This window comes from Cupriavidus sp. 05N39 (assembly GCF_056397325.1).
Genome location: NZ_JBFTNE010000006.1, coordinates 47,209 through 73,105, shown reverse-complemented (window position 1 = coordinate 73,105; position 25,897 = coordinate 47,209). Strand labels below are relative to the sequence as shown.

Genomic DNA, 25,897 nt, shown 5'->3' with positions numbered 1-25,897 from the left:
TGGAATAGCTGCATGGTGCAGGGGGGAAGGGGAGCCGAATATCACGGCATCGACGACGCCGAAGCGCAGATAGCCCTCCAGCCCTCCAGCCCTCCAGCCCTCCAGCCCGTCGGCCACGCTGCCGCGTGCCAGCTTACCCCGCTACCTGCTCCGGTCCACGCTCCAGCAACGCAGCGATCAGGTCCGATTGCGTGACGATGCCCAATAGCCGCTGCTGCGCATCCACCACCGGCATCTGATGCAGCCCGCCATCCGAAAACGCTCGCGCCAGCTCCACCATGGGCTGCTCGGGCCGGGCCGTAGCCATGCCGGTGTGCATCAGGTCGTCGGCGGAGCCGGCGCGCAACTGGCCCGCTGCCCCGGCGCGCGCGGCCAGCAGATCCGCCAGGCCGAGCATCCCAAGCAAGCGTCGCTGCCCATCCACCACCGGCAATGCCTGGATGCCGTGCCTGAGCAGCAAGGCCCGCGCTTCGCTCCCACTCTGTCCCGGCAGCACGGTCACCATGTCGCGCGACATGATATCCGCGCAACGCACGTCGCCAAAGCGCCGCCGATAGGCCCGCAATTGCGCGGCCACCAGGATTTCCTCCAGATCGTCTTCCTCGATGTCGAGGAATTCGCCGCGTGCCTTCAGTACTTCGTCAAGGTCGCTCCGGTTGAAACCCACGCGCTCGCTCGGCAGCGGATCGGCGGTGCGGTGCGGGTTGGCGTGCTCGGCCGGCCGGTGCGGATAGCGCCGCCGCAGCAGGTTGTTGAACAGCAGCGCCACCAGCAGCAACAGCATCGAGTTGACCGCCACCGGCACCACCACGAAGCCAAAGCCAAGCTGCGTCACCGCGGGGCCGCCAAACACCGCGGTGATCGCCACCGCGCCGCTGGGCGGGTGCACGCAATGCAGCTGGAACATGACGACGATGGCCAGTGCTACCGCCACGGCGGCGGCCAGCCCCTGTCCGGGAATCCAGCGGGCGCAGGCTACGCCGATCAGCGCCGCCACCAGGTTGCCGCCGATGATGGACCACGGCTGCGCCAGCGGGCTCGCCGGCACCGCGAACAGGAGCACGGCGGAGGCGCCCATCGGTGCGACGAACCAGGGGTTGAAGCCGCCAAGCAGGTGATGGCTGATCCATTCCGTCATCAACAGGCCAAGCAGGGCGCCAAGACAGCTTTTGACGCGCTCGCGCTTGCCTGCGGCGATCGGCGTGGGAACAAACGCGCGCAGCCACGCGCGTGCGCGCTCCGGCTGGAAGCCGGCTGGGGAATGGGCCTGGGATGGGGGCATCGGTTCTGGGCCTGATGTTGGTGGGGGCGGAAATGCGGAAAGGCGGAAAGCGGAGAAGGGCAAAGCAGGAAAAGGAGGCCAAAGTGCAGCCTTCCCGTCTTGCGATCACATCCCGTCATCCAGCGCGCAAATATATCATGACGTGATACATTTCGTTTCCGGCGGAAAACGGTCCACAGCCGATCCGCGCTGCACCCCCGCCCTTTGCACGAGCCTCACCATGCACTTTGAAAAACGCGATTATTCGGTCAGCCGCCGTCTGCTCTTGCTAKCTGCGCTGGCACCCGTCATCGGCGCCATCAGCACGGCGGCGGCGGTGCTCCTGCTGAACCTGATCCGGTTCTTCACCAATCTGTTTTTCTACCAGACGCTGTCGCTGGCGGACCGCTCGCCGGCGCAGCATGCGCTGGGGCCGTGGGTGATCGCGGTGCCGGTGATCGGCGGTTTGCTGGTCGGGCTGATGGCACGCTACGGCAGCGACAAGATCCGCGGCCATGGCATTCCGGAGGCCATCGAGGCGGTGCTGTTCGGCAAGAGCAAGATGTCGCCGCGGGTGGCCGTGCTCAAGCCGCTGTCCTCGGGTATCGTGATCGGCAGCGGCGGGCCGTTCGGCGCGGAAGGGCCGATCATCATGACCGGCGGCTCGATCGCTTCGCTGCTGGCGCAGTATCTCCATCTCACGGCGGCCGAGCGCAAGACGCTGCTGGTGGCGGGTGCGTGCGCAGGGATGACGGCGATCTTCGGCACGCCGGTGGCGGCGGTGCTGCTGGCGGTGGAGTTGTTGCTGTTCGAACTGCGCCCGCGCAGCCTGCTGCCGGTCGCACTGGCGTGCGCGGTGGCGGGCTTCCTGCGCCCGTGGGTGTTCGAACCCGGCCCCTTGTTCGCCCTGCATACCCAGCCGGCCACAACGACGGCGCTGGGCTCATGCGTGATCGCGGGTCTGCTTTGCGGCGTGCTGGGCGCCTTGCTGACGCTGGCGCTGTACCGCACCGAGGACCAGTTCTCGAAGCTCAGGCTGCACTGGATGTGGTGGCCGGCGATCGGCGGGCTGGCGGTAGGCATCGGTGGCTTTTTCGAGCCGCGCGCGCTGGGTGTGGGCTATGACGTGATTGCCGACCTGCTGCATAACAGGATGGCGATCGGCGTGGTGGTGGCGTTGCTGACGGTCAAGGCGATCATCTGGGTCGCCGCGCTGGGCTCGGGCACCTCCGGCGGCGTGCTGGCACCGCTGCTGATGTTGGGCGCGGGCCTCGGTGTGGCGCTGGCGCCGCTGCTGCCCGGCGGCTCGCCCGAGCTATGGGCGCTGGTGTGCATGGCGGGCGTGCTGGGCAGCGTGCTTGGCGCGCCGCTGACCGCCATCGTCTTTGCCTTTGGCCTGACCCATGACAGCAATGCCTTGCTGCCGCTGTTGCTGACCACGGCCGTGGCGCACGGATTCACGGTGCTGACCATGAAGCGCTCGATCATGACGGAAAAGATCGCGCGCCGCGGCCTGCATATCTACCGCGAGTACGGCGTCGATCCGCTGGAGCGCCAGCACGTTGCCGACCTGATGACCACTGCCGTGCTGAGCGTGGATGGCGAGCAGCCGGTCGGCGCGCTGTGGCGGCAGCATTTCGGCGAGCACGCGCCGCATCGCGGCTATCCCGTGGTGTGCGGGGGGCGTGTGGTCGGCATGCTGGAGCGCAATGCCCTGCGCGGGCGCGAGGCATCCATGCAGACAGGGCGCACGCTGATGGCGCCGCTGCAGCCGCACCAGGTGCTGCTGCCGGCGCAGACCGCGCGCATTGCGGCCGGGCGCATGGCTGAACTCGGCGTCAGCCGCCTGCCTGTGGTGGCGGACCCGGAGTCCATGCGGCTGGTCGGCGTGGTCTCGCTGCGCGACCTGCTGCGCCCCAGCGGCCAGGTGCTGCATGAGGAGACCCGGCGCGAGCGCCTGCGCGGTGCCGCGGCATGACGGCGCTGAAGACGCTGAAGGCGCACCTTCACAACTTGTAACTGGACAGCAGGATGCTGGTCTCCGTCGCGGCGATGCCGTCAATCAGGCGGATGCGGTCCAGCGTGCGGTCGAACGCTTCCAGCGAATCCGCGCGCAGCTCGGCAATGATGTCCCAGCGCCCGTTGGTGGTGTGCATGGCCTGCACGTTCGGTTCGCCGCGCAGCGCCTGCAGCACCGCGCGGGCTTTGTTGCCTTCCACGGCGATGGTCATCCAGGCACGGATGCGGTGCGCCTCGGCTTCCGGCTTCAGCCGCACCGTATAGCCAACAATCAGCCCTTCCTTTTCCAGTTTGTCGATGCGGTTCTGCACGGTGGCGCGCGAGACGCGCAGCGCCTTGGCGAGCGCGGTAGCCGGCATGCGGGCGTTGTCGCGCAGCAGGGCGAGCAACTGGCGGTCGGTGTCGTCCATGGGGTTCCTGTGCGTCGCTTTGACGAGGCACGCTTCGTGGTTGGCGATTCGCTAATTTTAGCTGGCGATTTGAGAAGCGCGGCAAGCAAATTGCACAATTTGCTGGCTTTTAGTTAGCGCCGCACTGCACCAGAATGCAGTCATTCACTGACCCCGCAACCAACCATCCCAAAGGAGCCAGCGTGACCAACCAGCCCACCATCCTGCTTGTCGAGCCCACCTACTACGATGTGTCCTACAGCATCAACCCGTGGATGGACCCCGGCCTCTGGGCGCGCGACCCGCGTGGCATGCACCGCGACGCGGTGCGCTCCTTCGCGTCCTTGCACGCGGCCCTGCAGGCGGCTGGCTTCGCGGTGGAGACCGCGCCCGGCGCGCCCGGCCTGCCCGACATGGTGTTTCCCGCCAATGCGGCCGTGGTGCTGGATGGCCGCGCCGTGCTGGCGCGCTTTCGCTATCCGCAACGCGCCGGCGAGGAAGCGCCCTTTGCCCGCATCTTCGAAGGGCTGCGCGAGCGCGGCCTGATCGACTCCATCAGCCTGCTGCCCGAGGGCTGCTACCAGGAAGGCGCCGGCGACTGTATCTGGGATGCGGTGCGTGGCCACTTCTGGGCCGGCTTCGGCCCGCGCTCGTCGCGCGCTGCGGCCGATGTGATGGCCAGCGAGTTCGGGCGCGAAGTGGTGGCGCTGGAACTGGCCACCGAGCAAAGCTATCACCTCGACGTGTGTTTCTGCCCGCTGTCCGGCGGGGAGATTCTCTACTATCCGCCTGCCTTTACCCAGGATGCGCTGCGCACGCTGCGCGAGCGCGTGCCGGCCAGCCTGCGCATCGAGGCGAGCGAGGACGACCTGCGCCATTTCAGCGTCAATGCGGTCAACCTGCACGACCAGGTGGTGATGACGCGCACCACACCGCACCTGCGCGCCGAGCTGGGGCAGCGCGGCTATCAGTTGCGCGAGGTGGACCTGTCGCCGTACATGCTCTCCGGCGGCGGCGCCTACTGCATGACGCTGCGACTCGATCGCACCAGTACGGCGGTCCAGGCGGGCGGTGTGGCCGACGGCGCCGCGCAGGCCGCGGTCGCCGCATGAGGCATGAGGCCTGGTGCCCGGCAAGAAGAACGGAACAGGACCGAACCACACAGGGAGAACACCATGAAGGAGATCGCCATGACCCGCTTTCTGGACGCCGCCGATGTCGCGGCGCTGGTGCGCGAGACGGGCGTTGCCAACGCCATCGCGCAGATGGCGCACCATATCCGCCAGGACTTCGCGCGCTGGGACGCATTCGATAAATCCGCGCGCCTGGCTTCGCACTCGGTCGACGGCGTGATCGAGCTGATGCCGGTGAGCGACGGCGTGCAGTATGCGTTCAAGTACGTCAACGGCCATCCGCGCAACGCGCAGAACGCCATGCCAACGGTAATGGCCTTCGGCGTGCTGGCCGAGGTGGCGAGCGGCTTTCCCTTGCTGTTGTGCGACATGACCCTGGCGACCGCGCTGCGCACCGCCGCCACCTCCGCGCTGGCAGCGCAGGCGATGGCGCGGCCGGGCGCCGCCACGCTGGCGCTGATCGGCAATGGCGCGCAGGCGGAGTTCCAGGCACTGGCCTTCCACGGCATGGTGGGTATCCGCGAGATTCGCGCCTACGACATCGACCCTGCCGCGACAGCGCGGCTGGCGCGCAACCTGGCCGGCGTGCACGGGCTGAAGGTAGTGCCGGTGGACTCCGTGCGTGCGGCGGTGCAGGGCGCGGATATCGTCAGCACGGTGACCGCCGACAAGACGCGCGCCACCATCCTCACCCCCGACCTGGTCCCGGCAGGCGCGCATATCAACGCGGTGGGCGGCGATTGCCCGGGCAAGACCGAACTGCACCCGGACATCCTGCGCCAGGCGCGCATCGTGGTGGAGTACGCGCCGCAGACCCGCATCGAAGGCGAGATCCAGCAGCTTCCGCCGGATACGCCGGTGACGGAGCTATGGGAGATCCTGTCGGGCCGCGCGCCGGGGCGCACCGAGATGGGGCAGGTGACGGTGTTTGACTCGGTGGGGTTTGCGCTGGAGGACTACGCTGCGCTGCGCTGGCTATACGCCGCGGCGCACGCACATCACCGGGGCGGCCATGTCGAACTGGTGGCGATGCCGCCGGATCCTCGTAATCTCTACGGCTGGATGATGGATGCGGCGGCGCAGCAACCCGAACGGGAACCGCTCGTGGCGCTGGCCTGAGAGCGCACACGCAAAAACGCCGCAGTCGTTCGGTCACGAAACTGCGGCGTAAAAGCGTGCGGCATGGGGCGGGGCCACGCCCGCGGGTAGCGGGCCAGGCAAGCCGGGCGGCCGGATGATGGCCGGGCCACTGCGCCGGGCAGCGGCCTGCGCGATGCCTGGGAGGATCAGCCTGCGGCGCCGCGGGTCATCATCAGCTGGGCGCGCAGGAAGCCTTTGACTTCTTCCAGCGAGGGCGTCTTCAGGAAAACCATGATGCCCCATTGCTGCAGTGCGTCGGCCACGCCGTCATAGGCTTGCCGGTTGGTGATCACGGCAAAGATGACATTCTGGCGGGCAAAGAAATTCTGCAGCTTCTCGATGGTGGCCGACTCGGCATCGCTGAGTTCTTCCACGTAGTACAGCACCACGCGCGGATGCTGGCTGACCGAAGTAATGATGGTATCCACCACGTCCTCCACCACCACGCTTTTGAGGGGCAGGCCCCATTTGCCGAGTTGCGCGTGGATGCGCTGCGCTTCCTGGTGATTCGGGTGGAACACCACCAGGTCGAGTTCATGCACCGATGGCAGTTCCTGCCCCACGCGCGTGGCCAGCAGGCGATGCACCGTCTCCTTGTGTATGCGGCGGTGGCCGCCGTTGGTCTTCCAGGCTCCGAGTTCGCCGCGTTCCACCATCTTCTGCACCGTGCCCAATGACACATTGAGCAGCTTCGCGGCGGTACGCGTGCTGTAGTAAGGCTTCTCAGCCAGTTCTGAATCCAGTTTCATCCGTTCACCCGTTAACTAATAACACCGCACTGCAAGATAAACACGCAGCGACGGCGCGAACCTCCCGCGCCGGTTTGGACCCTGGCTATGAGACAACGCATGCAACGACGACAGTTGTCTGCCGGCACCATTCAGCCTCTAGCTTGGCTTGGCCCGGTAAATCGGGCGGCGGGAGCGCAGGCGCTCCTCGACCTTGCAATGGCGTGATCTGTGTCACAGGTGCCATCTTCTCCCAACGGAAGAGCCGGGGTCCAATCATATGCGCTAACGAACATAAGCTGCCAGACGGCTTGGCAAATATTTCGAAATCGCCTCGAACGCTCCCACTTCTGGCTTTAAACGCATATCGAAGCGTTTTGGCAGACACGTGCGCCGCGGAATTCATCGCAAACATTGCAGACATCTGAGGCGCAGCCGCCTGGCAGACAGGATCGCCAGCGGCGCGCGGCGTTTCCTGGCAAGCGGCGGGAAAGGCGAGATCGCCAGATGCAACACGAATGCTAGAAATGACTCCTCCGGCAACTACGCGCAGCCCGGGATTTGCCGCCGCCGCACCGGGGACGTTTTCTCCGGTGCGGCGGGGCCCGCGTGCAAAAAGGAGGCGACTGCGGTACGGGCCTGCACCGCGGCCGCCTGTCCCGGCAGCAAGCCAGGCGTCGCCCCGCACCGGCCGCGCCAGCCGTCGCGAGGACAAGAAGGCGCGCGGGAAGGGGTGAGCCTATGTTGGCGCGGCGCACGCGCCGCTTCGGTGCGGCAAATCACATAGCGGAGTGACGGGAACACCGAGGGAGCGCGGCGAAGAGCAGAGAGGCCAGGGGAGATGCAATTGCAGGTGCAGGTGCAGGTGCAGTTCAGTCGCCCCCGAGGCTGGCCAGCCTTCAGAGCTTGTACTTTCGCACCTTATCGAACAAGGTGGTCTTGGCAATCCCCAGCGCATCGCTGGCCCGGCTCAGATTCCCCTCGTGCCGGCGCATGGCCTCGGCAATCATGGCCCGCTCGAACTGCTCCACCGCTTGCGCCAGCGGCAGCGCCGCAGGCTCCGCCGTCCCCTGGTTCGGGTTGCATCCCAGCCCCAGCACATGCCGCTCGGCCAGGTTGCGCAGTTCCCGCACATTGCCCGGCCACGGATAGGCCATCAGCGCGGCCAGCTCCGTCGGAGTGGCGGGCAGGGCCTCGCGCTCGAACCGCAGCGCCGCCTGTGCGACGAAATGCTCGAACAGCGGCGGCACATCCTCGCGCCGCTCGCGCAGCGGCGGCAGTTCCAGCGTCACCACATTGAGGCGGTAATAAAGGTCGGCACGAAACTGCCCGGCCTGGGACAGCGCCTTCAGGTCCGCCTTGGTGGCCGCCACCACGCGGGTATTGACCGGCACCGGCGTGTTGGACCCGAGCCGCTCCACCACGCGCTCCTGCAGCACGCGCAGCAGCTTGATCTGCATCTGCATCGGCATGCTCTCGATCTCGTCGAGGAAGAGCGTGCCGCCTTCGGCGTGTTCGATCTTGCCGATGCGGCGCCGCGCCGCGCCCGTAAACGACCCGGCTTCGTGGCCGAAGATCTCGCTCTCGAACAACTGCTCGGGCAGCCCGCCGCAATTGATGGCGACGAAGTGGCGCGCGCGGCGCGAGCTGGCTTCGTGCAGGCAACGCGCCACCAGTTCCTTGCCGGTGCCGGTTTCGCCGTKGATCAGCACGTTGGCGGCGGTATCGGCCAGGTCGGCGATCAGCTTGCGCAGGCGTTCGATGGATGGCGAATGCCCGATCAGGCGCGCATCCAGCGTATCGCGCCCGGCCAGCTTGCGGCGCAGTTCGGCAACTTCCAGCACCAGCCGGCGCTTTTCCAGGGCACGCTGCGCGACTTCGACCAGCCGCTCCGGCGAGAACGGTTTCTCGAGAAAATGGTAGGCGCCCGCCTTCATCGCCTGCACGGCCAGGTTCACATCGCCGTGGCCCGTCACCATGACCACCGGCAACTCGTCGTCGCGCGCCCGGAGCGCGTTGAGCAGCGCCATGCCGTCGATGCCGGGCAGGCGGATATCGCTGATCACCACGCCGGGAAAACCGTCGCCGACTTCGCGCAGCGCGGCTTCGGCGCTGGCCACGGCGCGCGTGGGGATGCCTTCAAGGCGCAGGGCCTGCTCGCAGCCCAGGCGCACATCGGGATCGTCCTCGACGATCAGTACGGTCAGGCCCGTCGGGCTAGCCGCCATGGCTACTCTCCTTGTTCGTATGCGGCGTCTGCGGCGTTTGCGGCGTTTGCGGCCTGGCCAGCGGCAGCACCAGCGTGAAGCAGGCGCCGCCGTCGGGGTGATTGCTGGCGTCGAGGCTGCCGCCAAACTCGTCCAGGATGCCGGCCGACAGCGTCAGGCCCAGGCCCAGTCCCTGTCCTGCCGGCTTGGTGGTGAAGAACGGYTCGAACAGGCGTGCGAAGGCTTCCTCGGACAGCCCGGGGCCGTTGTCGCGAATGGTCAGGCGCAGCTTGCCGCCGGCCAGGTGGCTGCGCAGTTCCAGGCGCGGAGCGGCGTTGCCGGCAAGCGCATCGAGCGCATTGCCGATCAGGTTGACCAGCACCTGCTCCAGCCGGTTGGGGTCGCACGCCACCACCAGGCCCGGCTCGATCTGCCGGACCAGCTCGGGATGCACTGCCTGCAGGCGCGTATCGAGCAGGAACAGGGCGTTGTCGACGGCGTCGTCCAGCTGCGCCGCGCGCCCGCCGTTGCCGGGCTTGCGCGCGAACGACTTGAGCGCGCCGGTGATGCGCCCCATGCGTTCCACCAGGCCGATGATGGTGCCGAGGTTGGCCTGCGCGGTGGCGGTGTCGCCGCGCTCCAGGAATTTCTGGGTATTGCCCGACAGTGTGCGCAGGGCCGCCAGCGGCTGGTTGAGTTCGTGGGCGATGCCGGTCGACATCTGCCCCACGGCGGCCAGCTTGCCGGCCTGCAGCAGCCCGTCCTGGGCCTGGCGCAGGGTTGCCTCGGCGCGGATGCGCTCGCCGACTTCCGCCTGCAACTGCTGGTTGGCGGCGGACAGGTCGGCCGTGCGTTCCGCCACCTTGCGTTCGAGTTCGCCGTTGGCGGCCTCCAGCGCGGCGCGTGCGGCCAGCCGCTCGCCGGCGATGCGCCGGCGCACATTCCACGCCGCGCCCAGCAGCAGTACGAAGGCAGTCAGCACGCCCGCCAGCGCGGCCGTGTTGAGCGCGGCAACGCGCGCCTGGGAGGTATTCGATAGCAGCGTCAGGTGCCAGTCGGTGCCTACCAGTTCGGCCTCCTGCGAGAGCATGGGCGGGCCGCGCCGCAGGCGCACCAGGGCGTCGCTGTCGGACAGCTTGCGCACCGGCGTCAGCTCCAGCGGGGGCAGCGTGGCGCGGTTGTATTGCAGGTTGCGCAGCAGCCGCTCGCGCAGTTCGGGCGCGAGCGGTTTGATCGTGGTTAGTTTCAGGGAGGGGTCGGAAGCCAGGATCACCACGCCGTTCTCGTCGGTCAGCAGCATCTGGGTATCGGCGCCTTGCCAGCGGTTCTCCAGGGGCTCCAGGCCGACCTTGACCACCGCCACGCCAATCGGGCGGCTACGGTCGCCCAGTGGCGCGGACAGGTAGTAGCCGGACTCGCTGCGGGTGGTGCCGACCCCGTAGAAACGGCCGAGCTGGCCATCGACAGCGTCGCGGAAGTAGGGCCGGAAGCTCAGGTCTTCGCCGAGGTAGCTGTCGGGACGCTGCCAGTTGCTGGTGGCGAGCACGCGGCCGCGCGCATCGAGCACGAACACCGCGCGGGTGCCGGCGCGGGCGTTGATGGCGGCCAGGTAATGGTTGGCTGCATCGACCCGCGCCGCGTCGCCGGGGCGGGCCAGCAGGGCGTCGATCTTGTCGTCCAGCGAGAGCAGGCTGGGCACGTAGTCGTAGCGTGCCAGCTCGCTCGTCAAGGCCTGGCCGTACAGGCGCAATTGCACCTGGCCGCGTTCGCTCTGGCGAGCCAGCGCGTTGTCGTAGCTGTAGCGGTAGCCCAGCGAGCCGGCCAGCCCGACCAGCGCCGCCAGGGCCAGCATCGCCAACAGCGGTATCCACTGACGCAGGCGGCCGGCGCGGGGCGGGGTGGCTTGCTGGGCACCTTGCGGTGGTGCGTGCGAGGGGAGTGGGCCGGTCATGGGGCGGGCGGAATGCGCAAAGCGAAGGCGAAGAATCTCGGGCGCGGATAAGCGGGCGATGAATCGCGGGCAATGAACCCGACGGGTTAAGACGAGGCGCGGGAAAAAGCGCACGCGTGCAAAAGTGCAGTGGCGGCGCCCGCGGCAACCCCGTCTTTTACCACACCGCGCAATCCGGGCGCCTGAAAGCAAAAAGGCCCGGCCACCTGATCGGTGGCCGGGCCTTGGCGCGCTGGCAGTGTTACTTGCCGGCCAGGACCTGAACGGGTGTCAGGCCGCGGTTGCCGTCGGCAGCGGGTTCATCCGCTTCTTCGGGCACCGGCGCGCCGATGGCGCCTTCGCTTTTGGCGACGACGGTTGTGGCAATGGCATTGCCAAGCACATTGGTAACGGTGCGGCCCATGTCCAGCACATGGTCGATGCCCAGCACCAGCAGGATGCCCGCTTCAGGCAGGCCGAACATCGGCAGCACGGCGGCGACCACCACCAGCGAGGCGCGCGGCACGCCGGCGATGCCCTTGCTGGTGACCAGCAGCACCAGCAGCATGGTGATCTGTTGCGAGAGCGACAGGTGGATGCCGTACACCTGCGCCACGAACAGCGCGGCGAAGGAGGTGTACATGATCGAGCCGTCCAGGTTGAACGAGTAGCCCAGCGGCAGCACGAAGCCGGTGATGCGCTCCTTGACGCCAAAGCGGCCCAGTTGCTCGATCACCTTCGGGTAGGCCGATTCGCTGCTGGCGGTGGCGAAACCGATCATCAGCGGCGCGCGCACCATCTTGAGCAGGCGGAACACATCGCGGCCCAGGAAGTAGTAGCCCCCGGCGATCAGCGCCACCCACAGGAGCGCCAGCGACAGGTAGACCGCGCCCAGCAGCTTGGCGTACACGACCAGCACGCCCAGGCCTTCGGCGGTGATCACCGCCGCGACCGCGCCGAATACGCCGACCGGGGCGAAGGCCATCACGTAGTTGGTGATCTTCAGCATCACGTGCGAGAGGCCCTCGATGCCGGCCAGCACGGGTTTGCCCACGCCGTCCTTGAGCGTGCCGAGCGCAAAGCCGAAGAACAGCGAGAACACCACGATCTGCAGGATCTCATTGGTGGCCATGGCCTCGACGAAGCTCTTGGGGAACATGTGCGAGATGAAATCGCGCAGGTTGAGCGCCCCGGTCTTCAGGTTGGAGGCGGCATCGGCCGCCGGCAGCGCCAGGTTCATCCCGTCGCCCGGCCGCAGCACATTGGCCATCAACAGGCCCAGCAGCAGCGAGGTGATGGAGGCGGCGATAAACCATGCCATCGCCTTCATGCCGATGCGTCCGACAGCCCTGCCGTCGCCCATGCTGGCGATGCCGCTGACCAGGGTGGCGAACACCAGCGGCCCGATGATCATCTTGATCATGCGCAGGAATACATCGGTGAGGATGGACAGGTTGTTGGCGATGGATTTGGCCGCGGCAGGGTCAGGAGCCAGGTTGTGGGCCGCCGTGCCGGCCAGCACGCCGAGCAGCATCGCAATGAAAATCAGGGTGGGCAGTCGGTTCAGTTTCATCAGAATTCAGGCCGATGCGTCCAGCCAGTGGCCGGACGGCTATTTTGCGGGGGGTGGCTGGCAGCCTTCTGGCATGGCGCCGCGGTCCTTGGGGGGGGGCGCCATACGGCCTCAGCCGGGAAAATCAGCGAATCGGGGCGTCCGGGAATCCAGGCGAGCCTGGCATCCGGGGGCCAGCCGATCAGCGGGGCAGTGCGTGCCCGGTGCCCGCCGCGCTGGCGGGCAAGATTGGCAAGGCGGGGTCTGACAATGTTTCCTCCATTGTTTTTGGCTCGGGGCGGCGCGGGGGAGCCGACCGTCAACCTGTATCGCCACTTGGGGCGGGCGCATACCTCGCACGAGGCGTGCCAGGCCAGCGGCGCCGCCGGCACCGGCTAAGCCACTGAAAAACAAGGGGAAATTAATGTGATCCCGGCGCGCGGTTCGGTTTTCCGTGCGTGCTGGCGCAAATCGCGTTCGGAAATCCGAACGCGATCACGGGTGACAAGTGGTGAAGGGGGCATGTGGCGGCGTGTGAGCCGCCGGCAACCCATCCGCGCGAGTGATCTAGCCGTTATTCACCGGCTGGGTCGGGCAGCTTTCCAGGAACTGTTCCAGCGGCATCGGCCGCCCGATCACATAGCCCTGGGCGTAATCCACGCCGATGGCGCGCAAAGCCTGCAGGGTCAGTTCGTCCTCCACGGATTCGGCCACCGTGAGCATGCCCAGGCGATGRCCGATGTCGTTGATGGAGCTGACGATCTCGCGGTCCACCGCGCTGCCGGCGAGATGCCGGATGAAGCTGCCGTCGATCTTGAGGTAGTCGACCGGGAACTGCTTGAGATAGGAGAACGAGGACAGGCCCGCGCCGAAGTCGTCCAGCGCGACGGTGCAGCCGGCGGTGCGCATTTCGGTCACCAGGCGATTGGCCGCCGCCATGTTGTTGATCAGCGCGGTCTCGGTGATCTCCAGCTGGATCCGGGTGGCCGGCAGCACCGATTCGTGCAGCTCCGCATGCAGGAACGGCAGCAGGAAGGGCTCGCCCAGCGAGTTGGCGGACAGGTTGATGGCCACCGTGAGCGAGGGCACCGCGGCCAGGCGCTCGCCGAATTCGCTTAGCACGTGGTGGATCACCCAGCGGTCCACGTGGCCCATCAGGTCGTAGCGCTCGGCGGCGGGGATGAACGCCCCCGGCATGACCAGCTTGCCCTGTTCGTCGACCATCCGCACCAGTATCTCGATATGGCTGCCTGGCGCGCTGTCATCCTGCAGCGCGCGGATCTCCTGCGCGAACAGGCGGAAACGGTTGGCATCCAGCGCGGAGTGGATGCCGGCCGCGACCTGCAGTTCCTGGTGGTGGCGCTGGGCATCGCTTTCGTCGCGGCGGTACACCGAGACGCGGTTGCGCCCGGCCGCCTTGGCGGCGTAGCAGGCCACGTCGGCGCGGCTCATCAGTTCGCCCATCGGTGGCGTCTCGTCGTCGATGGCGGTGATGCCGATGCTGGCCCCCACATCGTAGACGCGCCCTTCCCAGGGGAAGCGCTGGCTGCGGACGGCATCGATGATCTTCTGGCACACGTGCTCGGCCTGGTCCACGCTGCAGTCCTTGAGCAGCAGCGCGAACTCGTCGCCGCCCAGGCGCGCGAGCAGGTCGTCGGGCCGCACATGGTGGCGGATCACATGGCCAAGCTCGCGCAGCAGCACGTCGCCGGCGGCGTGGCCGGCGGTGTCGTTGACGATCTTGAAGCGGTCCAGGTCGATAAAGCACAGCGCGTGATGGCGTTGCTGCATGCGCGCGGCCTCGCAGGCCTCGCGCAGCCGCTTCTCGAACCAGATTCGGTTGGGCAGGYCGGTCAGCGCATCGTGCGAGGCCGAATGGGCCAGCTCGCGCTGCAGCGCGCGGGCGCTGGTGATGTCCTGGAACACCAGCACCGCGCCGATGACCTCGCCGGACGCGGTGCGCACGGGCGCGGCCGAGTCCTGCACGTCGTGGCGGTCGCCGGTCAGGCTTTGCAGCACCGCGCCGTCCTGCAGGTAGACCGGGCGCAAGGTCTGCAGGCACTGCGCCACCGGGCTCGGGATCGGCAGGTTGCTGTGCTCGTCGACGATGCGGAAGATGGATTCGAGCGGCTGGCCGGCGGCGGACTGCATGGTCCAGCCGGTAAGCTGCTCGGCGATGGGGTTCATGAACGTCACGCCCATGGCGGCGTCGGTGCAGATCACCGCGTCGCCGATCGAGCGCAGCGTGATATGCAGGCGCTCCTTCTCCTCGAACAGCGCGTCGGTGAGCCGGTGCTGTTCGGTGATGTCCCAGTTGGTGCCGATCATGGTCAGCGCGGTGCCGTCGTCCTCGCGCAATACCATCGCCATGGCGCGGATATGCCGCACCTCGCCGTCGGGGAGCAGGATGCGGTATTCGGTATCGAAGGAGCGCACGCCACGCACGGCGTCGCGCATTTCGCTGCGCGCCTGCTCGACGTCCTCCGGATGCACCATGGCGATCCAGCGCTTGATGTCCGGCGTGCCGCGCGCGGGATCGACGCAGTGCAACGCGTGCATGCGCGCATCCCACTCGATGGCGCCGCTGGCGATGTCCCACTCCCAGATCCCCACGCCACCCGCTTCCACGGCCAGCTGGGTCCGGCGCGACAGCGCCTCGAGCTTTTCCTGCGCGGTCTTGCGTTCGTCGATGTCCTCCACCTGCGAGATGAAATGCAGCGGCTTGCCGCTGACCTCGTCATGCACCAGGGATACCGCCAGCAAGGTCCAGCGGTAGCTGCCGTCCTTGTGGCGGAAGCGCTTTTCTATCCGGTAGGACTCGATTTCGCCGGCCAGCAGCCGTTCGACCTGGTGCATGTCGGGGGCGAGATCGTCCGGGTGGGTGATCATCGGGAAGGGCAGTTCGGCGAGTTCGCCGGCCTCGTAGCCGAACAGGTCGCAGATGGCGCGGTTGACCTGCAGCCAGCGGCCGTCCAGCCCTACCAGCGCCATGCCGATGGCCGAGTGCTCCATGGCCTGGCGAAAGCGCCGTTCGCTGCCGCGCAGCTCGCTGCGGTCGCGCCGGTTCTGCTCCAGCAAGAAGGCGATGCAGACCGGGAACACCATGATCAGCGCGGTCGACAGTTGCACCGACTGCAACAGGAAGGGCTCGTTCGGGCCCTGCCCCAGCGAGGCCGTCACCAGCCCCAGCGCCACCGTGGCGCAGATTGCCAGCAGCGTGAGCAGGGCGGTAGCGAAGGGATTGGTCATCAGCGCCGCCAGCACCAGCGGCAGCGCCATTACCACGAAGGGCTCGTTGCTCTTGTATAGCGCCACGGCGCCGACGGCCAGGCACAGCGCCAGCAGCGCGGCGAAGCGGGGCAACCGCGCGCGGCGGAAGGTATCGCCGACGCGCTCGCGCGTGACCGACACCATCAGCGGCAGCAGCATCACGATGCCCATCGAGTCCGCCGTCCACCAGGTCCACCACACCGAAGCAAAGCCGCTGTGGTGGGCGGTGCTTATGGTGGCGGCGCCGATCGTGGCGCCTACCGCCGGCCCCAGCGTGCCGGCGGCGCCGAGGGTCAGCCCGAAGCGCGCCAGCGGACCTGGCCGGGATAGCGTGGCGCCGCTGGTCATGGCGCGCACCAGCCAGGCCGAGAAGGCGATTTCGGCCACGTTGCCCAGCGCCAGCGCCACCGCAACGGCGGGGAAGTCGCCCATGGCCGCATTGGCCAGCACGCCGGCCACCAGCATGCCGGCCAGCAGCCAGGGCGCATCGCCGTGCCGCTGATGCAGCAGGATGCCGAGGCCGAACGCATTGGCCAGCCAGAGCATGGCCACATTGCCCGGATAACGAGACACGGCAAGGCCGGCCAGGGCCAGCAGGAAGAAGCCGAGGGCGGCCAGCAACACACGCTGCCAGCGCGGGCAGTGAATGGGCAAGGGGCGGACTTCCAAATCTGGCGTCATGTCGCGTCAGCCTGCAGCTGCGTTTTGAAAAGGGGAGCGATGGCGGGGTGTTGCGGCAAGTTGCACGCGCGGCCCAGCCTAATCGACCAATATAGCGGCGATATGCCGGGAGCACGAGGCGATAAGCCCAGGTGTGTTCCCGCTGTTCGCACTAGCGCGCCGCGCGGTTTTGCGGTATGCAAGCCGGCGCAGTGGCTCCCGAACGGCGCCGGCGGCCAGGCTGGCGCCGTGATGCACGGCGCGTATCGTCCAGGTCCCGCGGCCATTTCGGTTAATGCCCCCCCTGAGGAGGGGTATCGCGGAAGACTTCATCCACGATTACCTCGCGCGTAATCGCGCACGGCGCTGCGCGAGCCGATGATATGGACAGCTTCCTCACTCAACCCAAGGAGAACGCCATGTCCGAATCGGATCGCACCGCCGCTACTGCCACTTTCGCCGCCCCCGACCTTGCCGCGCTGGCCGACTGCTATCTCGCGGCCTGGAACGAAACCGATGCGGCGCGCCGGCGCGCGCTGATCGGCAGCACGTGGACCGAGTCCGCCAGCTACGCCGACCCGCTGATGCGCGGCGATGGCCACGCGGGCATCGACGCCATGATCGCCGCCGTGCAGCAGCGCTTTCCCGGCTTTCGCTTTACGCGCGTTACGCCTGTCGATGCGCACGGCGGCAACCTGCGTTTTACGTGGGAGCTGGCGCCGGCGGGGGCGGCCGCCGTGGTGGTAGGCACTGACTTTGCCACGGTGGCGGCCGATGGCCGGCTGCAGAGCATGACCGGCTTTATCGATCGCGCGCCGGAAGGCCTGGCGTGAGCGTGAGGCAGCCTGCGCTGTCTCTGTCTGTCACGCCCTCACGCGCCTGCCCTTGGGCGGCGCGTGGCGAAGCGGCCGGCGAGGCGCCTGCCTGTTGCCATCGCCGGCAACTCCACCCAGCGATGCAGCAGCATGGCAAGGCCGAGCGCCAGCGCCGCGTCGATGGCGAAACGCGTGAGCTGCAGGCCCACTTGTTCCGGCGCCAGCTCCGGCATCAGCCGCTTCACGGCTTCGATCACCGTGGGATGGGTCAGGTAGAGCGCGTACGATAGCTCGCCCAGCCATACCAGCGAGCGCGGCACGCGCAGCAGGCCTGCGTGCTCGGCCGCCACCGCGCCGAACAGCAGCGCGCCCGCGGGCAAGCCGCGTCCCGCCAGGCTGAACTCCGGCTCCACCAGCCACAGCGAAAGGGCGAAGCTGCCCACACCGATTGCCAGCAAGGCGATGGCCACGCGGCGCGTGAATCGATGGCGCGCGCGCGCGTAGACCCATGCCAGCGCGCAGCCGAGCGCGAATTCCAGCACCAGCGGATTTGCGATCATGGCCACCCACGTCGAGGTGAACGGGTAGAGATGCGCCGGGTCGGGGTCCACCGCGCCGAAGCGCCACCAGGGCAACAACAGCGTGGTGCACCCCAGCACCGCGGCCACCACCAGCAGCGCCCGGCGCCGTGCCACCAGCAGGCCGAGCGCGAAGATCGCATAGAAGGCCATCTCGTAGTTGAGCGACCAGCCCACGTACAGCGCCGGATAGCCGAAATAAGGCGGGTCCTCGTGCGCGACCGGCAGGAAGGCCAGCGAACCGGCGAACACCGCCAGGCTCACCGGATTGAGCGTGAGCGCGTGCAGTGCCGACATGATCCAGTACGGCGGCGCAAGCCGGCAGGCGCGGCGGATGGCGAAAACCAGCGCCGGTTCGGGCTCGGTGCGCCCGAGCACCGCCACCCAGGCGATGATGAATCCGCTGATGACGAAGAACACATCCACGCCGACATGGCCGCGCTTGATCACATGTTGGGTGAGCCACGCCAGCAGCGGGAACTGTTCGCCGCCCAGGCGCAGGCCCGAGTGATAGACCAGCACGTAGGCCGCGGCCAGCCCGCGCAGCGCCTGGATGCTGTCGAGCGTGGCGGGCGCCGCATTCGCCACCGGGCGGCTGGCGCGGCTGGGTGCCGGGAGTGCTGCGGCCGGGGCGGGCTCAAGAGGGGGGCGCGATCCGGAAGGCAACATGGTGGTGGATGATTCGGGCACGAGTCCGGGCTTCCGTGTGGCTGGCTGCCGATAAGAAGCAGACTGCCAGCCTCGCAGCCAAGTTCGCTGCGTCCCTGGGGCCGGTGCCCCGTACTGCACGCGTACGCCCTTTTTGCACTATTCTCAGAAAGTTGCATGGCGCCCGCGCCGAGGCATGGGCGGACGCCGCTCACCGGCCGCCGGCGGCCCGGTGCGGCAGGAGTCAACCTCTGCACCATGCCGGGGCGGACCAGGGCAAACAGACCCAAGGAGCATCCCCCATGACCACGCTAGTTATCAACGGCAAGCCTGTGCAGGTAGACGTTGATCCTTCCACGCCCCTGCTGTGGGCGCTGCGCGACAACCTCGGCATGACCGGCACCAAGTTCGGTTGCGGCATGGCCGCGTGCGGCGCATGCACGGTGCACGTAAACGGCCAGGCCACGCGCAGTTGCGTGACACCCGTCTCGGCCGCGCAGGGCGGGCGCATCACTACCATCGAAGGCGTTTCCGGCGACAAGGTCGGCCGCGCGGTGCTCGATGCCTGGATCAAGCATGACGTGGCCCAGTGCGGCTACTGCCAGAACGGCCAGGTCATGAGCGCGATAGGGCTGCTGCGCACCAAGAAGCACCCGAGCGACGCCGACATCGACCAGGCGATGGCCGGCAACCTGTGCCGCTGCGGCACCTACCAGCGCATCCGCGCGGCCATCAAGGACGCGGCGCGCGCGCTGGCTTAAGGGGACAAGGGGACGACACCATGCGAATCAGACAACTCGAAGCGCTGGCCGGCGGCAACCCCCGGGGCACCGAGGCTGCCGGGGCCGCCGCCACGCTGGACCGCCGCGGCTTTCTCAAGCTGACCGGCTTTGCCGGCGGCGGGCTGGCGCTGGGCGTGCTGCCCGTGCCGGCCGCGCTGGCGCAGGAAGGCGGGGCGCCCAAGGCGCCGCCTTCTCCGCCACAGGCTTTCCTGCTGATCGCGCCGGACAATACGGTCACGGTAGCGGTCAACCGGCTCGAATTCGGCCAGGGCGTGCATACCGCGTTGCCGATGGCGCTGGCCGAGGAACTCGACGTGGACTGGCGCAATGTGCGCGCCACGCTGGCGCCCGCCGGCGACGCCTACAAGGATCCCGCTTTCGGCATGCAGATGACCGGCGGCTCCACCGCGCTCAATCACTCCTTCCAGCAATACCGGGAGCTGGGCGCGCGCGCCCGCGCCATGCTGGTATCCGCGGCGGCAAAGCAATGGGAGGTCGATCCGTCGAGCTGCCAGGTGGCGCTGGGCGTGGTCAGCTCCGGCAGCCATCGCGCCACCTTCGGCGAACTGGCAAAGGCGGCCATGGCGCTGCCGGTGCCGCAGCAGGTGACGCTCAAGGATCCGGCGCAGTTCAAGCTGATCGGCAAGCCCACGCGGCGCCTGGACGCGCGCGGCAAGCTGGATGCCAGCACCGCCTTCGGCATCGACGTGCGCCTCAAGGACATGGTCGTGGCCGTAGTGGCCCGTCCGCCGCGCTTTGGCGGCAAGGTGAAGTCTTTTAATGCCGACAAGGCGCGCGCGATCAAAGGCGTGGCCGATGTGATGCTGGTGCCCGTGGATCGCGGCGGCACCGGCGTGGCGGTAGTGGCGGACGGCTACTGGCCGGCCAAGCAGGGGCGCGATGCGCTGGAGCTCGTATGGGAGGACGCCGGCTCCCGCGCTTCCACCAAGGCGCTGTTCGCGCAATACAAGACGCTCGCCGCATCGCCCGGCACGGTCGCGCTGCGGGGCGATACCGGCGCCATGTCGGGCGCCGCGCGCACCATCGAGGCGGACTATGAATTCCCCTACCTGGCGCACGCGCCGATGGAGCCGCTGAACTGCACCATGCAGGCGGAGCTGACCGGCAAGACAGTGCAAAGCGTCAAGGTATGGGTGGGGTCGCAGTTCCAGACCGTGGACCAGGCCGCCATCGGGCGCGTGCTCGGGCTGCCACCGGCCAAGGTCACGCTCAATACCATGATGGCGGGTGGCGGCTTCGGCCGGCGCGCCGTGCCCACCTCCGATTATCTGGTAGAGGCCGCCAACGTCCTGCTGGCCTGGGTCAAGAACGGCCATGACGAGCCGCTCAAGGTGATGTGGAGCCGCGAGGACGATATCCGCGGCGGCTACTACCGGCCGCTGCATGTGCATCGCGCGCGCATCGGCATGGACGCGAAAGGGCAGGTGCTCGGCTGGCAACACACCGTCGTTGGCCAGTCGATCCTCGCGGGCACGCCGTTCGAGGCCTTCATGGTCAAGGGCGGGGTGGACGCGACCATGGTCGAGGGCATCGTCGAGAACGACTACGGCTTCCCGCTGCAGTTGTCGGTGCACCACCCGCAGGTGGACGTGCCGGTGCTGTGGTGGCGCTCGGTAGGTAACACGCATACCGCCTTCGTCAAGGAAACGCTGGTCGACGAAATCGCGGTGAACGCCAGGCAGGATCCGGTGGCGTACCGCCTTTCCCGGCTGGACGGGGCAAAGCACGCGCGCCATCGCGCGGCGCTGGAGCTGGCGGTGCAAAAATCCGGCTACGGCAAGCGCAAGCTGCCCAAGGGCCAGGCCTGGGGCGTGGCGGTGCACGAGTCGTTCAATACGGTGGTGGCCTATGTGGTGGAAGTGTCGCTGGTGAAGAACGAGCCGCGCGTGCATCGCGTGACCGCCGGGGTGCATGCCAACCGCGTGGTCAATCCCATGTCCGCCGAGGCGCAGGTGCAGGGCGCGTGCGTGTTCGGACTGGCGATGACGCGGCCGGGCTTTGCCATCGAGATCGAAAACGGCGCGGTGAAGAACAGCAATTTCCCCGACTATCCGCCGCCGCGCATCACCGATGCGCCGGTGGTGGATGTGTTCTTCGTGCCCTCCGGGGATCCRCCCACCGGGCTGGGCGAGCCGGGCGTGCCGGCGATTGCGCCGGCAGTGGCGAACGCGTTGTTTACGCTGACCGGCAAGCGCCAGCGGCAGCTGCCTTTTGTGCTGGGCTGAGCGGGCGCGGGCTCAGGGCGCGTGGCTGTCGCCGGCCGCGCGCCAGGCCTGCGTGAAGCGCAGCAAGTCGTCGGCGGACGCATCGGTGACGGCGGCGTAACGCATGCCGTCCGCGTCCCAGGTGGCGAGCTGGTAGCCGTTGCGTGCCGTCATCTCGGGCGGCGCGCGGTTGCCGCGAGCGCCGGTGTTTGTCCTGTCCGGTTTGTCGTCAGTCTGCAACGGCAGCACGAAGACATCGATGGGGTGCTGGTTGCGGCGGTAGACCAGCACGGCGACCGCCCTTCCGTGCACGTAGTCAAGCCGCCCCCCGACCAGCGGAAAGCCTTGCGCGGCCAGATCCCGCACGGTCGGCGCGTAGTCGATCCTGCCGTTGAACCAGGGCTTGACCGTGTGCCGGTCCGATGAGGCGACATCGATCGTGTGCCCCGAGAGCAGCGCGCGCACATGGCTGCTGACCGTCTCGCCTTGCACCGATTGCTCAGGCCCGTCGTTTAGTGCGTACCGGACCATGCTGACGCCCAGCGTCGCCACCGTGAGTGTCGCCATGGCGGCATTGGCGGCCGGGCTCCATTCGAAATAGCGCCGTATCCGTTGCCACCAGGCGCTGGCGTTGCCGGARGATGCCGTGACGCCACCGCTGCCGGCAAAACGCTGCGCCGGCTCCGCGGGGCTGGTGGCCTGCGCCTGGGCCAGTGCGGCGCTCAGGCTCGCGCGTAGCGCCGGGCCGGCACGATGGTAGGGCGCATGCGCGCGCAAGGCGGTGCCCAGCTCGCGCAGTTGGGCTAGTTCGGCGGTACAGCCCGCGCATTGCGCCAGGTGCCGTTCCAGACGCAAGGCATCGCCCGCGCCGAGTTCGCCGTCGGCACAGGCGTGCAGCAGCAAGCGCGCGTCAGTGCAGTTCATGGCCTGTCTCCCCGGCAGGTTGCGGCGGCGTTCCGTGCATGCCGGTTGCCGTGGCTGTCCTGCCCGTTGCCGGCGCGGCGGACAGGGTGCTTGCCGCGCCGGTGTTGCCGCTGGCGGTTCGCGTCCCCTGCGCGCGCAGGGCGATCACCGTCACCGCCAGCAGCTTGCGCGCACGGGCCAGTCGCGACATCACGGTGCCCAGCGGGATATCCGCGATGGTGGCGATGTCGCGATAAGGCAGATCCTCCAGTTCGCGCAGCACCAGGACTTCGCGGAAGGCCAGCGGGAGTTGCTCCAGCGCGAGATGCAGCAGGCGGACATCCTCGGCGCGCAACAGCCACTGCTCCGGGCCGTCGCCGTGGCCGTCCTGCCAGCCGGGCAGGGGCGTGCCATCGTAATGCGCGTCGTCGTAGCCCGCGCCGTCGCCCTGGCCAGGCTGATGCCGCTTGCGCCAGGCGGTGAACCAGGTATTGCGCACGATTGCCAGCAACCATGCGCGCGGCTGGTCGCCCCGGAAACTGTCGAAAAAACAGAAGGCACGCAGGCAGGCTTCCTGTACCACGTCATCCGCCTCGGCGGGATTGCCCGACAGCCAGCGCGCCAGGTTGTAGGCGGCGTCGAGATGCGGAAGCACCAGATCGTTGAATCGGCGGCGCCGGTCGGCTGCGTTCACGTCACTCCTTCGGCCCGACGGCCGGGCGGGCACATCGGTGCCGCTCGTCCTGTGTGCCTGTTTGTCAGCGTATACCTGTGACGCCCCGAGTTTATTCCCGATCGCCGTGTCCCACCGCGGAAAAAAATAGCGCGGGCGGCGGGAATAAACACGGCTTCGCTTCGGTATGACAGACATCCCCCAAGCCACGGATGGAGCCAACATGAAGCGAGCATGGAAACGGCGCGATTTCCTCGGGCTTGCCGCCTGCGCCGGCGGTGCGGTATTTGCGTCGGCCTTGCCCGGATGGGCGGCCGGGCGCGATGAAGCCTTTTACTTTGTCCAGCTGTCGGACGCGCACTGGGGTTTCCAGGGGCCGCCCAACCCGGATGCGCGCGGCACCTTGCCCAAGGCGGTCGCGGCGGTCAACGCGCTGGCGGAGCCGCCGGATTTCCTGATGTTCACTGGCGATCTCACGCATACCACCGACGATCCCGCCGAGCGCCGCCGGCGCATGCGCGAGTTCCAGTCCATCATCGCCGCGCTCAAGGTACCGGTTGTGCACCTGATGCCGGGCGAGCACGATGCCGGCCTGGACGAGGGCGCCGCCTACCGCGAGTTGTTCGGGCCCACGCACTATGTGTTCGACCACAAGGGCGTGCATTTCATCGTGCTGGACAACGTGTCGGATCCCGCCGGCCGGGTCGGCGCGGCGCAACTCGACTGGCTCGCCGCCGATCTTGCACGGCAGCCGCAGTCGGCCCGGATCGTGGTGTTCACCCATCGGCCTTTGTTCGACCTCTATCCGCAATGGGACTGGGCGACGCGCGATGGCGCGCAGGTGATCGAGCGGTTGATGCCGCATCCCAACGTGACGGTGTTCTATGGACACATCCACCAGGAGCATCACCATATGACCGGGCATATCGCGCATCACGCGGCGCGTTCGCTGATGTTCCCGCTGCCGGCGGCGGGGTCGCAGGCGCAGCGTTTGCCGCTGCCGTGGGATCCGGCGCAGCCTTATCGCGGGCTGGGGTGGCGAGAGGTGGAGGCGCGCCGCGCGTCGGGCGATCTCGGGATCGAGGAAAAGCCAGTCACGGGCTGAAGCGCGGTGGTCCGTCCATCGTGCCGGGGAAACAATCAGGAGTGGATCATGCCGGCAACACTGACACTACGGGAAGGAATCAGCCGCAGGCGGGCGCTGTGCTGCCTGCTTGCCCTGGCGGGCGGCGTGCCGCTATTGCATGGCGCGGCTGCCGAACCGCGGGTGATCAAGGTGCATGCGCGGAAGTTTGTCTTCACGCCGGACCGGATTGCGCTGCGCGCCGGTGAGCCGGTGGTGTTCGAGTTGACGGCGCAGGATGCGATGATGGGGTTTAGCGTGCCGGATTTCGGTATTCGTGCCGACTTGCCTCCCGGCAAGGTGGTACGGGTTCCGGCGATGGCGAAGACGGCCGGGACATTCGGGTTCCTGTGCGATATTTTCTGCGGGTCGGGGCACGAGACGATGAATGGGGTGATTGAAGTGACGTAGGGGGGCGCGACTCAGCGTCAAAGGCATAAAGTCAAATCTCGCCGATTTGTGCAGTGCGGTAGTTCGTCCCATGAGCGCAGTGACGACCGTTGCGCGACCACGCGCCGGATCGCTTGTGCGCATCCCTCAGCCGCGGCTTGTGCGAGCGGGCGCGGCCTGCACGCGCGTGTCGCGGCCTGTTGTAATCTTGTGTCATTGTGCGCCGGCATGCCCTGGCTGGTTGCTTTTGCCGCGCCTGCCGCGTAGAAAGTAGATGTCAGGCGGTCGCGGCGGGCGAGCTGCAGCAATCCCGACGGCCGGCGACGCACAATAACGATATCTGGACGACGAGCGGGAAGACGTGGCCATGGAGACCGATCAAGAAAGCACACTGACCTACGCGCTGCTGGCGGTGCCGGCGCGCGCCGCCATCTGCCGCGCGCTGCTGGATGCGGGTGACGCTGGCATGCCGGCCTCCGAACTGGCCGTCGTGGCCGGGCTGAGCCTGCCGCGCGCCAGCCATCACTTCCAGGAGCTGACGCAGGCCGACGTGCTGGCGCTCATCATCCGGGACCGGCAGGTGATCTATGCACTCAAGGCACGGCGCGCGGTGAGCCTGGCGCTGGAGTATCTCGACAGTAGCGGACTCTAGTCGCTCCCGGCCCACACCAGTTGTTCAGCCGGCGCCGGTCAAGCTGTCCGGCGCAGGATGCGTGCCGAATTCGCGCGCCGTCTCGCGGGCAAGCGCGTGCGGCGCGCTTTGGTTTTTTGTCTCGTTGTTTATGTTGTTCCGTATTGAAATCAGGTATCTATGTCCGCACTGGAAAGTCTGTTTGTCGCCCTCGAAGAGCGGGGCTGGGCTGTTTCCGACGACCTTATCGACAGCACGCTGGCCGCGCGGCTGCATGACGAGAGCCGCGCTGCGTGGGAGGCCGGCCTGTTCCACCCGGCCCGGATCGGGCGAGGCGAAGAGACGGCACGCGACGCCGGCATTCGCGGCGATTCGATCCTGTGGCTCGACGATGCGCCTGCCGGCACGGCCAGGCAGGATTTCCAGGCGTGGGCGGCGGCCTTTCGCGCGGATTTGAACGCCAGGTACTTCCTGGGTTTGAAGCGCGAGGAATTTCACTTCTCTCACTATCCCGTGGGCACGGCCTACAAGAAGCACATCGACCAGCATCGTGCGACCCTCCACCGGAAGATTTCGCTGGTGCTGTATCTCAATCCGCATTGGGACGAGCACGACGGCGGCGAACTCGCTCTCTACGCCCGGGACGGCGATGCCGCCGCACTGCACCGCGTGCTGCCGAAGCGCGCGCGGCTGGTGGTGTTTCGCAGCGACCTGGTCCCGCATGAGGTGCTGCCCTRCCACAAGACCCGCTGGGCGCTGACCGGCTGGTTTCGCACCGATCCCGCGTAGAACGCGCTTTATGTTCCAGGGGCTGCCGTCCCGCCAGCAAGTGTCCAATCC

20 protein-coding genes are annotated in these 25,897 nt (G+C 67.8%); 10 read left to right on the top strand and 10 right to left on the bottom strand.

Going from position 1 to position 25,897, the window contains the following annotated elements:
* Positions 1 to 133 precede the first annotated feature (133 nt).
* Complete coding sequence (locus tag AC1DN0_RS04830; RefSeq protein WP_441626483.1) at positions 134 to 1,282, bottom strand: HPP family protein; 1,149 nt, start codon at positions 1,280 to 1,282, stop codon at positions 134 to 136.
* A gap of 220 nt (positions 1,283 to 1,502) precedes the next feature.
* On the opposite strand from AC1DN0_RS04830, the gene AC1DN0_RS04825 reads away from it, so the two are divergent.
* A complete protein-coding gene (locus AC1DN0_RS04825; protein ID WP_477145573.1) occupies positions 1,503 to 3,239 on the top strand; it encodes a chloride channel protein in 1,737 nt (578 codons plus the stop codon).
* 28 nt (positions 3,240 to 3,267) lie between these two features.
* Here AC1DN0_RS04825 and AC1DN0_RS04820 read toward each other — a convergent pair whose 3' ends face one another.
* A complete protein-coding gene (locus AC1DN0_RS04820; RefSeq protein WP_174426231.1) occupies positions 3,268 to 3,690 on the bottom strand; it encodes an Lrp/AsnC family transcriptional regulator in 423 nt (140 codons plus the stop codon).
* Between the two features lie 182 nt (positions 3,691 to 3,872).
* On the opposite strand from AC1DN0_RS04820, the gene AC1DN0_RS04815 reads away from it, so the two are divergent.
* Positions 3,873 to 4,781 carry a dimethylarginine dimethylaminohydrolase family protein gene (locus tag AC1DN0_RS04815; RefSeq protein ID WP_441626479.1) on the top strand — a complete coding sequence of 303 codons (909 nt, stop codon included), beginning with the start codon at positions 3,873 to 3,875 and terminating at the stop codon, positions 4,779 to 4,781.
* A gap of 63 nt (positions 4,782 to 4,844) precedes the next feature.
* A complete protein-coding gene (locus tag AC1DN0_RS04810; RefSeq protein ID WP_441626477.1) occupies positions 4,845 to 5,921 on the top strand; it encodes an ornithine cyclodeaminase in 1,077 nt (358 codons plus the stop codon).
* A 167-nt stretch (positions 5,922 to 6,088) separates the two neighbouring features.
* Here AC1DN0_RS04810 and AC1DN0_RS04805 read toward each other — a convergent pair whose 3' ends face one another.
* The 5 genes from AC1DN0_RS04805 to AC1DN0_RS04785 form a co-directional block, all read right to left on the bottom strand.
* The gene (locus tag AC1DN0_RS04805) at positions 6,089 to 6,691 is read right to left on the bottom strand and encodes a helix-turn-helix domain-containing protein (RefSeq protein WP_045239223.1); all 603 of its coding nucleotides are present in this window, start codon (positions 6,689 to 6,691) and stop codon (positions 6,089 to 6,091) included.
* Between the two features lie 878 nt (positions 6,692 to 7,569).
* A complete protein-coding gene (locus tag AC1DN0_RS04800; protein ID WP_477145572.1) occupies positions 7,570 to 8,898 on the bottom strand; it encodes a sigma-54-dependent transcriptional regulator in 1,329 nt (442 codons plus the stop codon).
* A complete protein-coding gene (locus AC1DN0_RS04795) occupies positions 8,888 to 10,828 on the bottom strand; it encodes a sensor histidine kinase (RefSeq protein ID WP_441626474.1) in 1,941 nt (646 codons plus the stop codon). Before AC1DN0_RS04795 ends, AC1DN0_RS04800 begins: the two co-directional genes overlap by 11 nt.
* Before the next feature lie 241 nt (positions 10,829 to 11,069).
* Positions 11,070 to 12,380: a dicarboxylate/amino acid:cation symporter gene (locus AC1DN0_RS04790; protein WP_441626472.1), complete on the bottom strand. Its 1,311-nt coding sequence runs from the start codon at positions 12,378 to 12,380 to the stop codon at positions 11,070 to 11,072.
* A 546-nt stretch (positions 12,381 to 12,926) separates the two neighbouring features.
* The gene (locus tag AC1DN0_RS04785) at positions 12,927 to 16,310 is read right to left on the bottom strand and encodes a diguanylate cyclase (protein ID WP_477145571.1); all 3,384 of its coding nucleotides are present in this window, start codon (positions 16,308 to 16,310) and stop codon (positions 12,927 to 12,929) included.
* Positions 16,311 to 16,708: 398 nt separating this feature from the next.
* On the opposite strand from AC1DN0_RS04785, the gene AC1DN0_RS04780 reads away from it, so the two are divergent.
* Positions 16,709 to 17,122: a nuclear transport factor 2 family protein gene (locus AC1DN0_RS04780; protein WP_441626469.1), complete on the top strand. Its 414-nt coding sequence runs from the start codon at positions 16,709 to 16,711 to the stop codon at positions 17,120 to 17,122.
* Between the two features lie 38 nt (positions 17,123 to 17,160).
* On the opposite strand, the gene AC1DN0_RS04775 is transcribed toward AC1DN0_RS04780, so the two are convergent.
* Positions 17,161 to 18,372: an acyltransferase family protein gene (locus tag AC1DN0_RS04775; RefSeq protein WP_441626467.1), complete on the bottom strand. Its 1,212-nt coding sequence runs from the start codon at positions 18,370 to 18,372 to the stop codon at positions 17,161 to 17,163.
* A gap of 260 nt (positions 18,373 to 18,632) precedes the next feature.
* Between AC1DN0_RS04775 and AC1DN0_RS04770 the strand changes: the two genes are divergently transcribed.
* Complete coding sequence (locus tag AC1DN0_RS04770; RefSeq protein WP_441626466.1) at positions 18,633 to 19,091, top strand: (2Fe-2S)-binding protein; 459 nt, start codon at positions 18,633 to 18,635, stop codon at positions 19,089 to 19,091.
* Positions 19,092 to 19,111: 20 nt separating this feature from the next.
* Positions 19,112 to 21,358: a xanthine dehydrogenase family protein molybdopterin-binding subunit gene (locus AC1DN0_RS04765; protein ID WP_441626464.1), complete on the top strand. Its 2,247-nt coding sequence runs from the start codon at positions 19,112 to 19,114 to the stop codon at positions 21,356 to 21,358.
* A gap of 12 nt (positions 21,359 to 21,370) precedes the next feature.
* Here the strand turns inward: AC1DN0_RS04765 and AC1DN0_RS04760 are convergent, their stop codons facing one another.
* Positions 21,371 to 22,261: an anti-sigma factor family protein gene (locus AC1DN0_RS04760; protein WP_441626462.1), complete on the bottom strand. Its 891-nt coding sequence runs from the start codon at positions 22,259 to 22,261 to the stop codon at positions 21,371 to 21,373.
* Positions 22,248 to 22,934 carry an RNA polymerase sigma factor gene (locus AC1DN0_RS04755; RefSeq protein ID WP_441626460.1) on the bottom strand — a complete coding sequence of 229 codons (687 nt, stop codon included), beginning with the start codon at positions 22,932 to 22,934 and terminating at the stop codon, positions 22,248 to 22,250. The genes AC1DN0_RS04760 and AC1DN0_RS04755 overlap by 14 nt, the downstream gene beginning before the upstream one ends.
* A 202-nt stretch (positions 22,935 to 23,136) precedes the next feature.
* Between AC1DN0_RS04755 and AC1DN0_RS04750 the strand changes: the two genes are divergently transcribed.
* The 4 genes from AC1DN0_RS04750 to AC1DN0_RS04735 all read left to right on the top strand — a co-directional run bounded on the left by AC1DN0_RS04750 (position 23,137) and on the right by AC1DN0_RS04735 (position 25,846).
* A complete protein-coding gene (locus AC1DN0_RS04750) occupies positions 23,137 to 24,018 on the top strand; it encodes a metallophosphoesterase family protein (protein WP_276286770.1) in 882 nt (293 codons plus the stop codon).
* A gap of 48 nt (positions 24,019 to 24,066) precedes the next feature.
* The gene (locus tag AC1DN0_RS04745) at positions 24,067 to 24,447 is read left to right on the top strand and encodes a cupredoxin domain-containing protein (RefSeq protein WP_441626458.1); all 381 of its coding nucleotides are present in this window, start codon (positions 24,067 to 24,069) and stop codon (positions 24,445 to 24,447) included.
* Between the two features lie 346 nt (positions 24,448 to 24,793).
* Positions 24,794 to 25,078 (top strand): ArsR/SmtB family transcription factor, encoded by a 285-nt coding sequence (locus AC1DN0_RS04740; protein WP_045239210.1) that lies wholly within the window; start codon positions 24,794 to 24,796, stop codon positions 25,076 to 25,078.
* 159 nt (positions 25,079 to 25,237) lie between these two features.
* Positions 25,238 to 25,846 (top strand): 2OG-Fe(II) oxygenase, encoded by a 609-nt coding sequence (locus AC1DN0_RS04735; RefSeq protein ID WP_477145570.1) that lies wholly within the window; start codon positions 25,238 to 25,240, stop codon positions 25,844 to 25,846.
* Positions 25,847 to 25,897: the final 51 nt, after the last annotated feature.